Raw genomic sequence first — 14555 nt, 5'->3', positions numbered from 1 at the left:
TTTTTTATTAGCTAACCAAGGGTTTCATCGGAATTTCTATCCATAACTCACAGCCGTTACCAGGTTCAGAAACACACTTGATATTACCGCCGTGTTTTTCTACGATAATTTGATAGCTAATAGATAGCCCCAAACCAATACCTTGTCCTGGTTGCTTGGTGGTAAAGAAAGGTTCAAAAATGCGCGATCGCATCACCTCTGGAATTCCACAACCATTGTCAGCGATGCAAATCAGAATAGTATTCCCTTCTTTAGCTTCTGTATGAATCCAAATTTTAGGATTGTCAATTATTTTTCCAGCCCTATCTGAATGTTCAAGTGCATCAATAGCATTGTTGAGAATATTCATAAACACCTGATTTATCTGGGCTGCATAACAGACTACCGGGGGTAATTCACCATATTCTTTAATTACCTCAATAGCAAAAGAATTAGTCTCTGGTTGCAGTCGATGTTGTAAAATTAGCAAAGTACTGTCGATGCCTTCATGAAGGTCAACGGGTTTCATTCCTGCTTCGTCAAGTCGAGAAAAACTTCGTAACGACAAGACTAATTGAGAGATCCGCTCTGCCCCCATTTTCATTGAAGTAAGAATTTTGGGCAAGTCGTCACTAATGAAATCTAAATCAACTGCTGCTGCTTGCTTTTCAATTTCTCCTGTTGCCTTGGGATAATGTTTCTGATATAGGCGTAGTAATTTAAATAAATTTTCGGTATGTTCGGTAACATAAGTCATGTTGCCGTAGATAAAACTAATTGGGTTGTTAATTTCATGTGCTACACCAGCAACTAACTGCCCTAAACCTGCCATTTTCTCACTTTGAATCAACTGGCTTTGAGTGTTCTGTAATTCTTTAAGAGTCTGGGTAATTTCTTCTTTTTGACGTTGAGTTTGTTCAAGTAATTCTGCTTGCTGAAGTCCTACCCCTAACTGAGTACCAATCTGCATCAATAAATCTACCTCATCTTCTTGCCAATCACGAGGTTTGATATTTTGATAAGCTGCTAGTAATCCCCAAAGTTTCTCACCCTGAAAAATCGGCACAATCATATATGCCATAGCCTCCATTAGCTCGATTAGGGCAATATAAGGAATAGAAGAATCAGTGCTGTAAGTATCCTTAATCACAAGAGTTTTACCATTAGCAAAATCTCCACCTTGGGTTTCTTGCAAGTAATTACCTGCAACAGCTACGCCCGTCGTAGACATCGCAGGTACAATTTTACTTACTGGTGTCCAACCTTGGGCTAAAGACTCAGCAACAAATTCGCCACTCCAATCAGGCCGGAATCGATAGATTGTCACTCTATCAACTTCTAATAGCCGCCGGACTTCTTCTGTACTGGTGGCAAAGATGGTGTCAATATCAAGAGACTGGCGAATTTTCTCCACCGTTGCTGATAACGCCTTCTCCCTTTGGGCTGCTTTGCGTTCTCGTTCGGCGGCTTTAGCCAATTTTTGGGCTTGCACCTGCACCTGTTTCAAAGACTCAGCTTGCTGTAATGCTACCCCCAACTGAACGCCAACTTGTGCCAGCAAGTTGATTTCCTCATCTTGCCAATAACGAGGCTGGGAGTTTTGATAAGCTACTAACAATCCCCACAGCTTTTCCCCCTGAGAAATTGGTACAAAAACTTCATTACGTGCATACTTACCCGCTTGCTTTTCTTGGACAAAAACGCGTTCCGTTATCGGCTGCGACTTAACCATTGGCATCCAGCCATCAACAATGGAATCAGCGACAAATTCGCCACTCCCATCAGGATAGAAGCGATAAATTGCTACTCGTTCCACTTCTAATAGCCGTCGAACTTCTTGAGTAGTGGTATTAAAGATAATGTCAATATCCAAAGACTGACGAATTTTCTCTACAGTGTTCACCAATGCCCTTTGTCGTTCTGCGGCTTTGCTAATCTCTGCGGCTTGAATTTGTGTCTGTCGTAAAAATTCCGCTTGCTGCAAAGCTACGCCTAGTTGAATGCCAACTTGGGTAAGCAAGTAGATTTCATCTTCCTGCCAATCACGGGCTTTGGTGTTCTGGTATACTGCTAGCAAACCCCAAAGTTGTTGTCCGTGGTAAATAGCCAGAATCACATAAGCTTTTGCTTGATAATTCTCTAATACATTAATATAGCAGTCGCTAAAACCTGCATCGTAAATATCATTACAAACACGGTATAGCTCACATTTGGTGAAGCGACCACCCTGTGTATCTTGTAAGTAAGTATCAACTATTGGGAGTGCAGCTAAATTTTTGATGCTACATTCGCTGATGTTTCTATCCAATTCTGGTTGCACCAACTGCTCTTGCATTAAGCCAGCCCAACCTTCTGCTACTGATTCAAACACAAATTCACCACTCCAATCTGCATTGAAGCGATAGATAGCCACGCGGTCAGCATTCAGCACTTGTCTAAGTTCTGTGGTGCTTGTGCAAAAAATGCTTTCCAACTCTAGGGACTGACGAACTTTCTCAATGGTTCTGGCTATGGTTTTCTGCCATTCTGCTGCTTTTTCTGTGGCTTTTGCTTGTGCTAGTTGTGCTGATTGTAATTTCCCTTGTTCCAGGTAATCTGCTTGCTGCAAAGCAACTCCCAGATGTTGGGCAATTAATTGCACAAACTCAATTTCTGATGCTTCCCATTGGCGAGGACTACTACACTGATGAATACACAGCAATCCCCATAAATCCTTACCTTTCATTAAAGGGGCACCTATATTGGCACGTACCTGGAATCTTTCTAGCATTTGGACGTGACAATCACTAACATTGGGTTGATATATATCAGCCATTGCTTTAATCAGACCTTGCTGATATGATGCTGCAAAGTCGGCAACAAAGCATTGATCGGGCAGTTTGGCTGCTACTACTGAACCCCATTCTGCTCCCACATCTTCATAAATAAATTCCCCTTCCCATCCCAATTCAGGATAAAAACAATACACAGTAACCCGATCAGCTTTCAGAAGCTGGCGGACTTCAGTGACTGTAATTTTGAAGATGGTTTCTATGTCTAGAGACTCCCGAATGCGGGCAATAACTCCAGACAAGGCTTTTTGTTGCTCATTCTGAGGCAGGGAGAATGTCATATTTGAATTAGATTCTGGCTGCTCTGAATTTGGTTGTATGGGTTGAATAGTAGAGGAGTTTTCCATTCCCAACGGGATTTTAAATATTGAAAGTCTTATATTTCATAATTCCCCTAGACAGTAGAAAGGTAACAGTTATTTCCTGGGAATGCCAGATTAAATAGTGTAGGGACACGATAGTATCATGTCCCTACAAAAACATTTTTCAACTACGAGCGAATTATCGCCGCTTGGAAGTGGTGCTGCGAGTGCTGCGTTTTTCTTCATCTAGGCGACGGCGATCGCGCCAATCTGCCAAGGTTAAATAACCAATACCACCAGTAACTACTACGAGCAGCACCACAGCGACTAAAGTCAAAATACTCAAGAATGGACTTTCTACCATACCTCTACAGTCCGTTACGTCCCCAGACTACCATTGCAATCGACCAAGTGAACACAACTAACAGTGATACCCAACCTAGTGTCAAAATCTCCATAGTCTCACTTTTCAAATAATTACAAAGGGTTTCTAATATTTATCATACAGGGATTGGGTAGGCTCAGATTTTTTTATCAATGATATTGAAAGTTTTGCGTGTGATGTCTACGATGGTCACTGAGCTTTCCGTACTACTTCGTGGAAGCAAGCTACGCGCAGCGCGATGCCCTGAGCTTGCCGTTCGCGGAGCGTCTCGTAGGGAAGGGTCTCGTAGAGAAGTGCGGGCGTAGCTGCCGCCAATAACATACATCTTTTCTTAGTATGCTAGTACTTTACGTCTAGGGTGTTGACTGAATCTTTGGAACAACAAGTCAGCGATCGCACCAAGGCTTTGCAACAAGCCCAAGTCCAATTAGTGTAGTGCAGCAAGAGAAACTATAATAGCAGCATTTAATTAATTACAATTATTTGAGTAAGTTTATCGAAGCAGTGAACGAAACTTTAGATTCTCAACTAATGGCAGAACGTATAGAATCCCTGAAAGGTGGAATAATTGGGAGTCTATCTGTGTCTTTCGCTTTTGTGCTTGCCAGTCTTTTGAATACTTTAGTACTGGCAAAGTATTTTCAGATACTTGCAAGTCTGCAAACTGATATTAATTGGCACTTGTGGGTGAGTGGTGCAGTTGCAACTTTTACTGGTTTTCTATTTGGTGTTACCTACCGCTATATCATCCGCTCAGATCAAAATCCTCAACTCAAAGCTGGTGGTGTGCTGGCTTTTGGCTTGGTGCGCGGATTAACCCAGATAGAATTTGGGTGGAATTCTCACAGCACAATTTGGTCTTTTGTGGTATTGGCTTTTGAAAGTGTATTGTGGTTTATAATAGCTGCCATCGCTCTCGATATTGCCATTAAACTCGGTTGGGTTAAACCTTTTTCATCAAAGTAAATTCCATATATCGCTAAATAATTTTAACTTAAGCGTAGTATTTTTATTACAACAACAATACAAAAAGTAATTATGCGACAATTTTGTAAATAGTTAGTTAAAAACTCAAGATTATTACTAATTATCAATCTTTACTAGCTAAGATGAAAACTAAAATATTCGAGTATTATCTGATAGTCGATCTGGAGGCTACGTGCTGTAACAAGGAGACTATTCGCCGTCACGAAATGGAAATCATCGAAATCGGTGCGGTGATGTTAAATCAAGCAACGTGGGAAATTGATTCAGAGTTTCAGCAATTCATTCAACCTGTGAGACATCCTCAACTGACAGATTTTTGCACCGAATTGACTACCATTCGGCAGCAAGATGTTGACGAAGCACCAAAATTTTTAGAGGCAATTTCTCACTTCCAAGAATGGATTTATTCATTTCCCAATCATATTTTTTGTTCTTGGGGTAATTACGACAAAAAGCAATTTATTCAAGATTGTGAGTTTCATAACTTCCCTTATCCTTTTATTTCAGAACACATAAATATCAAAGAGGAGTTTTCAGAATATCTTGGCGTGTCTAAAAAATTTGGCATGGCAGAAGCTCTCAATAAACTAGGAATAGAATTAAAAGGCACACATCACCGTGGCATTGATGATGCCCGCAACATTGCAGCTATCTACAGACAGATTAAAACCAAAAATCAAGCTGAATGCGATATAAATGCTGAAATTGACTGAATGCAATTCTGTTTAATCTATGAGGTGGAGTGACACTTCTAAAATGCTGTCGAGATTTGACAATGATTCTTTCACTGGTTCTTCTGTAGCTTGTGTGCGTAGTTTACCGCCGTAGGCATAGCACCGTCTGGCAAACTGACAATAATCACAAGTTTTGCTACCCTCCACCACTTGAGGAAACTGCTCGTTATTTTGGTAGCGTTCTAACGAATTAGTTAACTGGTTTAACAGGTGATTAAGTTTCTTTGCTGTTTGTATGTGTTTAGCAGTATTGTAATTAAATTTAATATTTTGCGGTTTGCCCTCAGATTGAACAAACCAGTAAGTCATAGAAATATTTTCTGGCAAATAGTCGCTAGTTTCTGCCAATACATACAGATAAAGCCGTGTTTGCCAGTTGGATTCTAACTTGCGTTGATTCGGTGGTTTAGGATAAGTTTTCCAGTCGAGAATTTGCGCTTGTTGGTTATCTGCAATCAATAAATCATAGACAACTGTGAGCAAATAATTTTGAATTTGCAGGGTACGGTAGTGTTCACTTTCGCGGAAAGTTTGATTATCAGATACAGGTGTTAAGATTTCTGGAGCTGCATCGGCAAAACCTGCCATCCAGCTTTGCAGTTGAGCATCAGCTTGTAGGAAACTATCAATTGGCAAACCCATTTCTCGCTGCTGCATCAGCATGTGAAAACGACTACCCAAAGTTTGCCGTTCTTCTTGTTCTGGATTTGAGGGCGAACTGAGTTGTTGTAGGTAGGTGTGTTGGAATTTACGCGGACAAGCTTCTAGTAAGTTGAGCTGTCCTTGAGACAGTCGCAGTAGTTGAGTTGGAGTTGACAGCATTCTTATATTTTAGAAGCAAACTCTGGTCTGTAACTCACATTTGGCTGGCTATCTGTGAAAAACAGGTATTTTTCTATCGCCTTCACAGATAACCTTCATGTCTGCTATTTTAACTCATCCTTATCTACATCATCCTGGTTATGGGAATGTTTAGTTTTTTCTTGGGACTTGATTGAGCCAAAGCTGTAGGCCATAGCTATTTTCACTATGTCAAAATATGCGGGGTGATTATCTTTGTTTACGATCGCCAAAGAGATAGACCCTGCAACTAAGATGACTAAAATCGGTGAAAGTGCTTCTCCCTTAAAGCCGTTGCTGTTCTTTGACATGATATAATCTCCAAATGTAAAGTTAAGAGAAGCTTTTGGCTGAGTGAAAGTTAGCCAAAAGCTATTTATTAAGCTTCAGCATGAGTCTTAAATAGCAAACTCTGTTCTAAGTAGATGTACAAAAATATTTACAGTCGTTGCGAGCGTTCGCGGAGCGTCTCCAAGAGTTGCAATCCCAACCGCAAGCGAATTGCTTCATTTCGCTTCGCTCGCAATGAAATTGTGTAATTAATTCCGTACGATTACTTATTAACCCCAAGACTCAATAATCATGGCGATCGCAAATAGACAGAACAGAGATACTGCTATCCTCACAAAGAGTATCCATAGACTTGTGGATAACAGCATCCCAGCTATTGAGACAGCGCCAAAAACATGAGACAAAACAAGAGCGATCGCCAAACCAAGCAGAGTCAGCAGAAAATACTTGAGTCCCTGACAAAACCACTTAAATAGTAGATTTTCATCATCTTTGAGATTGATTTTCATAGTTTTTGTCCTGTTTTGAGAGTTAGATCTAAGCAGCTGTTAAGGCCACCTCGACTGTCCTAAAAAAAAGAGCCAATACTTGAAAGCACGCAGCAGTCATTCCAAACCTGAATCAAGTTTGAATACCAACAACAGTAGTTTTGGTATTTACAAATGGTGAAAATAAACAATTTATTGTTAAGTGTTTAATGCTCGTGATGATGCAGAACGCACACTACGCGCATCAAACCCTAAAATACAATTCCTATAGACAACAGACTTTCAATGCTTGTCTTTTTCAAAATCGATTAACGGTTCCAGTTTTGGCCTTTACCTCTTACTCACTAAGTTTTAGTAATTCAACCCTAAACTTACTAAGTTATCCGACTTACCTGCGTTAAACTCACTATAAAGTAACTTAGTTACCTAGTCAAGTAAAACTGAGAAAATTATTTAAAAAGACATAAAATACCGACTTAAAAACACCTGATCATCACCAGACAATAGTTTAAGCGTCACTCTGAGCAGAATATTACCTCACCTAGTGAGGTAATATTGGAGTGTAGTTTGTCATAATGTGCGTATGAGTGAGATTCCCGAAGACTTTCTTTTGGCTTTAGCCCAAGAACGAAGTGTGTCTAGCAGTGAGCTAGAGGTGTTATTATATGCCGCTCAAGACAAATCGCCAAATGCGATCGCTGAAGAATTGGGTGTCAGCGCTGAGGCAGTACGCAAAAGATTGAGCGAGGTTTACAAAAAATTCCAAGTGAGTGGCAGCGGACCAGGTAAACTCACTAAGTTACAGCAAATTATTGAAAGTGAATATCAAGCTTCTTTGCAGACTATAGAAGCGACTGCCAACAAGCGTCAAGATTGGGGCGAAGCACCAAGTATCCGTGATGTCTTCTACGGACGGGGAACAGAACTGTCTAACCTTAAGCAGTGGATTGTCAATGATAAATGTCGATTGGTAGCACTCTTAGGCATGGGGGGAATTGGCAAAACTGCTTTGTCTGTAAAACTGGCAGAGGAAGTTCAAGAGAATTTTGATTACTTAGTTTGGCGAACTCTCCGCAATGCTCCACCCATCCAAGAGATGTTAGCAAATCTGATCCGATTTCTATCTGATGAGCGAGAAACGAATTTACCAGAAACCGTAAATGGTAGAGTCACGCTGCTAATTGATTATTTACGAAAGCGGCGTTGTCTTGTGGTGTTGGATAATGCAGAGACAATTTTGCAAACAAGCATGAGCGTAGCTTCTTCGCAAGAACCTCGCGCCGGATACTATCAACAAGGATATGAAGGTTATGGTCAACTACTGAGACGGGTAGGGGAAGAACCTCATGATAGCTGCTTGGTGATTACTAGCCGCGAAAAACCAAAAGAATTTGCACCTTTAGAGGGCAAAGCATCACCAGTCAGAACAATATCATTACCTGGTGTGGGAGAAACAGAAGGGCAAGAAATTCTCAAAGATAAAGGCTTATCTGGATCGCCGCAAAACTGGGCGAAACTAGTTAAGAATTATTCAGGCAATCCATTGGCTTTAAAGCTAGTCTCAGAGACAATCCGAGAATTATTTGGTGGGGATATTGCTGCCTTTTTAGCCGAAGAAGAAATAATTTTTGGTGACACTCGTAATTTATTAGACCAGCAGTTTGAACGCGCCTCAGAGCTAGAAAAAGAAATTATCTACTGGTTGGCAATCAAGCGTGAGGCAGTTTTGCTAGAAGAATTGCTAGATGATATTGTGCGTCCCTTAGCAAAAAGAGAATTACTAGAAGCACTAGAATCACTGCGGCGGCGATCGCTTATTGAAAAAAGCACAGCACTGTTCACCCTCCAACCTGTAGTTATGGAGTACATCACTGATACCATAATTGAACAGATTTGTCAAGAAATTACTACAGGTGAAATCGTACTATTCATGAGTCATGCTCTGATGGGAGCCACTGTCAAAGATTATGTCAGAGATATTCAAATTCGCTTGATTTTGAAACCAATCATCAAAAGATTGCTCAGTGTTTTTATCACTCAGAGAAATATTGAAGACAAGCTAATGCAAATTCTGGAACCCCTGCGAGACAAATTTGTTGTCAAACCTGGATATGCTGGGAGTAACGTTCTCAATCTACTGTGTCAATTACAGACTGATTTGACTGGTTATGACTTCTCCCATCTAGCTGTTCGGCAAGCTTATCTACAGAACGTAAATCTGCATCAGGTCAGTTTTGCTCACAGCGACCTAACTCGGTCTGTCTTTGCTAAAAACTTTGCCACTGTGTTGTCAGTAGCATTTAGTCGAGATGGTCAACTTTTAGCTACAGGAGATGCTAACGGTGAGATTCGCCTATGGCAAGTTATTACTGGTCAACAACTTTTGCTTTATCAAGGACACACTAATAAAGTTTGGTCAGTTGCTTTTAATGCCAATGGTACAACCCTAATTAGCGGCAGTGAAGACCAAACAGTGAAAATCTGGGACGTCAAGAGCGGTGAATGCCTCAAAACACTCTTAGGGCATACAGATAGAATCTGGTCAGTAGATTATAGTCCTGAAGGTGATGCGATCGCTAGTGCTAGTGAAGACCAAACCGTGAAAATTTGGGATGTCAAGAGTGGTAAATGCCTCAAAAGTTTGAGGGGTCACACTAATTGGGTACGGTCAGTTGCTTTTAGTCCCAATAGTACAACTTTAGTTACTGGTAGCAAAGACCAAACCGTGAAAATTTGGGATGTCAAGAGCGGTAAATGCCTCAAAACACTGTTAGGACATACAGATAGAATCTGGTCAGTAGCTTTCAGTCCTCAAGGTGATGCGATCGCCAGTGCCAGTGATGATAAAACGGTCAGGGTGTGGGATGCTAACACTGGGAAGTGCCTCAAAACTTTGAAAGGTCACACTAATTGGGTATGGTCAGTAGACTATAGTCCTCTAGGGGACATGATAGTAAGTGGTAGTGATGACCAAACAGTTAGACTGTGGGATGTAAACACTGGTCAGTGTCTAAAAACTTTACCTGGACACACAGATAGAATCTGGTCAGTAGCTTTCAGTCCTGAAAATCAGACAATTGCCAGTACCAGTGATGACCAAACAGTAAAGCTGTGGGATGGGGAAACTGGTAGATGCTTGAGAACTTTGAAGGGTTACACTAATTGGGTGTGGTCTGTAGCTTTCAGTCCCGATTCTCAAATCCTAGCCAGTGCCAATGATGACTACACAGTTAGACTGTGGGATGTAAACACTGGTCAGTGCCTTAAAACTTTGAAGGGTCATAGGAATGGAGTGCGATCGGTCGCCTTTAGTCCCGATGGTCAAATTTTAGCTAGTGCCAGTGATGACCAAACTATCAGGTTGTGGGATGCTAATACTGGTATATGTTTCAAAACTTTGAAGGGACATACTAATTGGGTATGGTCAATTGCCTTCAGCCCCAATGGTCAAATCTTAGCTAGCGCTAGTGACGATCAAACAGTAAAGTTATGGGATGTGAATACTGGTAAATGCTTCAAAACTTTGTTAGAAGACACTAACAGAATATGGTTTGTAGCCTTTAGTCCCAAAGGTGACATTTTAGCTGGTGCTAGTGAAGACCATACAGTGAAATTGTGGAACCTTAGCAGAGGTCAATCCTTAGAACCTTTGAAAGGACACACTAATTGGGTAAAGTCAGTAACATTCAGTTCTGACGGTCAAATGATAGCCAGTGCCAGTGAAGACCATACAGTGAGATTATGGAAGGCCAGCACCAACGACAGCCTGGAACCTCTAGAACCTTCTTTGAAGGAACACACCGATAAAGTACGAGCCGTTGCTTTCAGTCCTCAAAGTTACACAATCGCCAGTGAGACTAATAAAGTTAGCTACATTTTGGCCAGTGCTGGTGATGACAATACCCTGAAAATCTGGGATGTGAACACTACTAAATGCCTTAAAACGCTGCAAGGGCACACCAAGAGGATATGGTCAGTCGTTTTCAGCTCCAATGGACAATTTCTAGCTAGTGGTGGTGAAGACGAAACTGTGAGGATATGGAATGCAGACACTGGTCAATGTTTGAAAATTCTTAGTATCCCCAAACCATATGAGGATATGGAGATTACAGGCTCTATCGGTTTAACAGCAGCTCAGAAGGCAACACTGAAAGCTTTAGGGGCAGTGGAAGATGCAGAGCAAAAATAAAAGGTAAAAGGATAAACTTTGCCTTTCGTTCATCCCTTTACCTTTTTTATGTACCTGATGCTTATTTCATGTTACCCCTTGCGTCCTTCACTGCGGCAAAGAAAAATAATCCTGTGAGTGGAATGCTCAATGCTAGGATAATCGCCGTAACTGGGACACCAAAATCTGGGTGTCCATAACTGAGTTCAAAAACCGAACCTACGGCTGCGATCGCACTTACACAAGCACCACCCAGAAATAAACCGCTTTTTGGAGTTAAATACACTATTAGCCCCCTATGCTATTGGTTTCACCGCTTGATACGAGAAGCCATTCTTAGATAGCTCCTGGGCCAAAGTCAAGGAGTTTTGCACACGGTCTACAAATACCACGCCGTTGAGGTGATCCATCTCGTGCTGAATGCAGCGTCCCAAAAGGTCATTAGCTTTTAATGTCCGGGGACGACCGTACTCGTCTTTGTAGGCAATTTCCACGACTTCGGGGCGCTTCACTTCTAGGAATACATTGGGAATGCTCAAACATCCTTCTTCGGCAACGCAGATGTCCCGGCTTACTTGTTTAATGGTGGGGTTAATCAACACCAAAGGCTGATTAGCTGCGTTCTCTGGTTCCAGGTCGATGACAATTAATTGTTTGTGAATTCCTACTTGGGGTGCAGCCAAACCGATGCCATCTTTGCTGTACATAGTTTGCAGCATTTCGCGCACCAGTTGGCGGAGTTCGTCATCAACTTTAGAAATCCGCTTTGCAGCTTGACGCAGCACGCGATCGCCTAAATAATGAAGCTCCAAAGGTGGATTTTTTAACTTTTTTTTCTCTACAGCAATTTCAGAGGGCATGAGTCTCGATGGCTAGATGGTGAAAATTCCTACTACTTTAATTCTATCAATCTCGTTGGTGGTCAGTTGTACTCGCTACTAATGATGTTTTTGGCTCTGGTCTCTCCAAAGTTTGCGCTGTCGAGTATAAAGGGTGGTGTTATCTCAATACGGTTCGGATAAGATCCCCCCGCCTGTGGCGACCCCCTTAAAAAGGGGGTAAAGGAGGAAAAAAGCCCCCCTTTTTAAGGGGGGTTGGGGGGATCTCCGAGAGCCAAACATATTAACCGAACCGTATTGGGTGTTATCTCACGCAGAGGCGCAGAGGCGCAGAGCTAATTTTAGATTTTGAGGTGATGTGTGTTTAAATCTCTGACAAAACTTGACTATCTGCTCAAAGAAACTTTCCTCGGTTTATTACGCGGAGGTTGGATGAATTGGGCGGCTGTGAGTACTATCACGGTGTTACTGTTTTTATTCGGCTTGAGTTTGCAAACTTCTTGGCAAGTTGAAAAACTTCTCTACCAGTTCGGTAGCCAGTTAGAAGTATCAGTTTATCTTGAACCGGGTACGCGGGTCGAAAGCATTGAGCTACTGATCGCAAAAATACCAGAAGTGGCGGCGATACAAAGCATTACCAAAGAGGAAGCTTGGACTAAGTTAGTTAAGGAAATGAGAATTTCTGATATTGAGGGTGCTACCCAGCAGCTAGGCGAAAATCCTCTGGTTGACGAGATGAAGGTGAAAGCGCGTAATTCCCAAGGTGTGCCAATTTTAGCAACGCAGTTGGCTAAGTTACCGGGAGTTGATACGGTGAAGTATGTGGATGAAGCAGTTAAAAGGATTGCTCAGTTGCATCAAGGTCTCAACTGGATTACTTTAACAATTACGATTACTCTGACTTTAAGTGCGATCGCTGTGACTACCACGACAATTCGCTTGATTGTCATGGCGCGCCGCCAAGAAATTGAAATTATGCAATTAGTGGGAGCAACTTCCGTTTGGATTTACCTCCCGTTTATTTTACAAGGAATCACCTTTGGCTTAGTTGGTGGTGCGATCGCTTGGAGTTTTATCTCTTTGATTCAACAGTTTATCAGTAAGTTGCTAGTCAATCAACCTGAGTTTATCCAAGTTCTCACTAACGGGGCGCAACTCACTACAGCCCAAATTTTACTATTGCCCTTGATTCTCTTAAGTTTCGGTGCAGCTGTAGGATTAATGGGAAGTTTATTTGCTGTCCGCCGTTTTGCTAAAGGATAGTCATTAGTTCTTTGTCCTTTGACTAGCCCTGTTAGCGTGAGTCTGGATGAGATTGCAATTTTTATTCATTTACTAGCTTAGAACTCGGAACTTCGACCTTTTAGCTCGGAACTTCGACCTCTGAACTCGGAACTTCGACCTTTTAGCTCGGAACTTCGACCTTTGAACTCGGAACTTCGACCTTTGAACTCGGAACTTCGACCTTTGAACTCGGAACTTCGACCTTTGAACTCGGAACTTCGACCTTTGGACTCGGAACTTCGACCTTTTAACTCGAAACTCCGACCTTTTAACTCGGAACTCCGACCTTTTAACTTGGAACTCCGACCTTTGAACTCGGAACTTTCAAAATTTTAAAAGAACAACTGAAGTTTTGGGTTGAACGAATATAAAATTAAACCTACATATCAACTTTACAGGGCTAGTCAAAGGACAAAGGACGAAGGACAAAGAACAAAGGACAAAATTGCTATGAAATCGCAATGGGAATGTTTTCTGCAAAATCTTGGTGTATGGGAAGGTTCATTCACTAGTTTTTCTCCCCAAGGTACACTTCTAAATGATACTCTTAGCCGTCTTTCCCTAGAGGGTTTAAACAATAACCAGACAGTGCGCTTAACTCTAAGCCGTTCGGGACGAGATGATCTAATCAGAGAATTTAGTTCAGTGGGAGGGGGTCTACTGTTTTTTGAAAATGGTTCATTTTCTGAAGGTTTAATTCAGCTAGGCCCATTTTCCGAATTCGGTGCAGAACTCGGTTTTGTTCATGAAAATTGCCGCTTGCGTTTGGTGCAACTGTTTGATAAAAGCGGTGATCTCAATAAATTAACCTTAATTAGAGAACATTTAGCTGGAACCCAAACAGCAGAACGTCCACCCTTGCAGATCAATGACTTGTTGGGAGAATGGCAAGGTGAAGCAGTGACAATATATCGAGATTTGCGTTCGCGTAGCGTCTCCGAAGGAGATTCGCCTGATACTTACTCTACAACTTTGAAATTACAACTAGATGATACTGGGCGATTAATTCAAAGTATCTCTTTTGGTAATCGCACAATTACTTCAACTGCTACCATCAAAGACCGGATTATTCTCTTTGACCAAGATCCTCAAAAGCAAGTGCAAGTATTGCTGTTACCAGATGGCGCTTCTGCAACTTCTCCTCTCAAAGTGCAATTACGTCAACCCTTATTTTTGGAAGTCGGTTGGTTAATCCAAGCAAACCTGCGCCAGAGGATGATTCGCAGCTACAACGAGAAAGGCGAATGGGTTAGTCTGACATTAGTGACTGAAGAAAGAGTGTAAGAGATTTGTTAGTATGCGATCGCTTATTCTGGGTAATTTCGATCAACACTTTCTAATCAGACTAAATCTTCTTCAGATAACTGGGCTATTTTCACTCTAAGAGATAAGCATTTCTTTCTTCTCTTTGCGTCCTTTGCGGTTCA

The 14555-nt window shown here is 41.6% G+C and carries 14 protein-coding genes; 6 read left to right on the top strand and 8 right to left on the bottom strand.

The genetic code is table 11. The features are described from left to right. Positions 1-7 precede the first annotated feature (7 nt). The 3 genes from F8S12_RS23820 to petN all read right to left on the bottom strand — a co-directional run bounded on the left by F8S12_RS23820 (position 8) and on the right by petN (position 3570). The gene (locus F8S12_RS23820) at positions 8-3157 is read right to left on the bottom strand and encodes a GAF domain-containing protein (RefSeq protein ID WP_196518790.1); all 3150 of its coding nucleotides are present in this window, start codon (positions 3155-3157) and stop codon (positions 8-10) included. Between the two features lie 154 nt (positions 3158-3311). Continuing rightward, positions 3312-3476 (bottom strand): hypothetical protein, encoded by a 165-nt coding sequence (locus F8S12_RS23815; protein ID WP_196518789.1) that lies wholly within the window; start codon positions 3474-3476, stop codon positions 3312-3314. 4 nt (positions 3477-3480) lie between these two features. Then, entirely contained in the window at positions 3481-3570 is a 90-nt protein-coding gene (petN, locus tag F8S12_RS23810; RefSeq protein WP_012408302.1) for a cytochrome b6-f complex subunit PetN, read from the bottom strand. Between the two features lie 458 nt (positions 3571-4028). Between petN and F8S12_RS23805 the strand changes: the two genes are divergently transcribed. After that, a complete protein-coding gene (locus F8S12_RS23805) occupies positions 4029-4463 on the top strand; it encodes a hypothetical protein (RefSeq protein WP_196518804.1) in 435 nt (144 codons plus the stop codon). 143 nt (positions 4464-4606) lie between these two features. Then, complete coding sequence (locus F8S12_RS23800; protein WP_196518788.1) at positions 4607-5197, top strand: 3'-5' exonuclease; 591 nt, start codon at positions 4607-4609, stop codon at positions 5195-5197. 12 nt (positions 5198-5209) lie between these two features. On the opposite strand, the gene F8S12_RS23795 is transcribed toward F8S12_RS23800, so the two are convergent. From F8S12_RS23795 to F8S12_RS23785, 3 genes are all read right to left on the bottom strand, one after another. Next, positions 5210-6040 (bottom strand): PD-(D/E)XK nuclease family protein, encoded by an 831-nt coding sequence (locus tag F8S12_RS23795; RefSeq protein WP_196518787.1) that lies wholly within the window; start codon positions 6038-6040, stop codon positions 5210-5212. A gap of 104 nt (positions 6041-6144) precedes the next feature. After that, complete coding sequence (locus F8S12_RS23790; protein WP_196518786.1) at positions 6145-6369, bottom strand: hypothetical protein; 225 nt, start codon at positions 6367-6369, stop codon at positions 6145-6147. A gap of 249 nt (positions 6370-6618) precedes the next feature. Next, entirely contained in the window at positions 6619-6858 is a 240-nt protein-coding gene (locus F8S12_RS23785; protein WP_196518785.1) for a hypothetical protein, read from the bottom strand. Between the two features lie 562 nt (positions 6859-7420). On the opposite strand from F8S12_RS23785, the gene F8S12_RS23780 reads away from it, so the two are divergent. Next, positions 7421-11026 (top strand): NB-ARC domain-containing protein, encoded by a 3606-nt coding sequence (locus F8S12_RS23780; protein ID WP_196518784.1) that lies wholly within the window; start codon positions 7421-7423, stop codon positions 11024-11026. Positions 11027-11087: 61 nt separating this feature from the next. Here the strand turns inward: F8S12_RS23780 and F8S12_RS23775 are convergent, their stop codons facing one another. Together F8S12_RS23775 and def are read right to left on the bottom strand one after the other, a co-directional pair. Beyond that, a complete protein-coding gene (locus F8S12_RS23775; RefSeq protein ID WP_196518783.1) occupies positions 11088-11291 on the bottom strand; it encodes a hypothetical protein in 204 nt (67 codons plus the stop codon). Between the two features lie 10 nt (positions 11292-11301). Continuing rightward, positions 11302-11865 (bottom strand): peptide deformylase, encoded by a 564-nt coding sequence (gene def / locus F8S12_RS23770; RefSeq protein ID WP_196518782.1) that lies wholly within the window; start codon positions 11863-11865, stop codon positions 11302-11304. Positions 11866-12204: 339 nt separating this feature from the next. Here def and F8S12_RS23765 point away from each other — a divergent pair, with 339 nt between their 5' ends. From F8S12_RS23765 to F8S12_RS23755, 3 genes are all read left to right on the top strand, one after another. Next, the gene (locus F8S12_RS23765) at positions 12205-13107 is read left to right on the top strand and encodes a cell division protein FtsX (RefSeq protein WP_196518781.1); all 903 of its coding nucleotides are present in this window, start codon (positions 12205-12207) and stop codon (positions 13105-13107) included. A 162-nt stretch (positions 13108-13269) separates the two neighbouring features. Further along, positions 13270-13464: a hypothetical protein gene (locus F8S12_RS23760; RefSeq protein ID WP_196518780.1), complete on the top strand. Its 195-nt coding sequence runs from the start codon at positions 13270-13272 to the stop codon at positions 13462-13464. A 114-nt stretch (positions 13465-13578) separates the two neighbouring features. Further along, entirely contained in the window at positions 13579-14412 is an 834-nt protein-coding gene (locus tag F8S12_RS23755) for a DUF3598 family protein (protein ID WP_196518779.1), read from the top strand. The last annotated feature ends 143 nt before the right edge of the window (positions 14413-14555 follow it).

The sequence above is a fragment of the Nostoc sp. WHI genome (assembly GCF_015714725.1).
Lineage (GTDB): Bacteria > Cyanobacteriota > Cyanobacteriia > Cyanobacteriales > Nostocaceae > Nostoc.
Note: the sequence above shows the minus strand (reverse complement) of the source record. Positions and strands in the feature narration are given on the sequence as shown.

Coding starts and splice junctions, on each gene's coding strand:
- F8S12_RS23800 (WP_196518788.1), top strand. CDS start 4,607: ATGAAAACTAAAATATTCGAGTATTATCTGATAGTCGATCTGGAGGCT.
- F8S12_RS23795 (WP_196518787.1), bottom strand. CDS start 6,040: ATGCTGTCAACTCCAACTCAACTACTGCGACTGTCTCAAGGACAGCTC.
- F8S12_RS23815 (WP_196518789.1), bottom strand. CDS start 3,476: ATGGTAGAAAGTCCATTCTTGAGTATTTTGACTTTAGTCGCTGTGGTG.
- F8S12_RS23790 (WP_196518786.1), bottom strand. CDS start 6,369: ATGTCAAAGAACAGCAACGGCTTTAAGGGAGAAGCACTTTCACCGATT.
- def (WP_196518782.1), bottom strand. CDS start 11,865: ATGCCCTCTGAAATTGCTGTAGAGAAAAAAAAGTTAAAAAATCCACCT.
- F8S12_RS23820 (WP_196518790.1), bottom strand. CDS start 3,157: ATGGAAAACTCCTCTACTATTCAACCCATACAACCAAATTCAGAGCAG.
- F8S12_RS23805 (WP_196518804.1), top strand. CDS start 4,029: ATGGCAGAACGTATAGAATCCCTGAAAGGTGGAATAATTGGGAGTCTA.
- F8S12_RS23780 (WP_196518784.1), top strand. CDS start 7,421: ATGAGTGAGATTCCCGAAGACTTTCTTTTGGCTTTAGCCCAAGAACGA.
- petN (WP_012408302.1), bottom strand. CDS start 3,570: ATGGAGATTTTGACACTAGGTTGGGTATCACTGTTAGTTGTGTTCACT.
- F8S12_RS23755 (WP_196518779.1), top strand. CDS start 13,579: ATGAAATCGCAATGGGAATGTTTTCTGCAAAATCTTGGTGTATGGGAA.
- F8S12_RS23785 (WP_196518785.1), bottom strand. CDS start 6,858: ATGAAAATCAATCTCAAAGATGATGAAAATCTACTATTTAAGTGGTTT.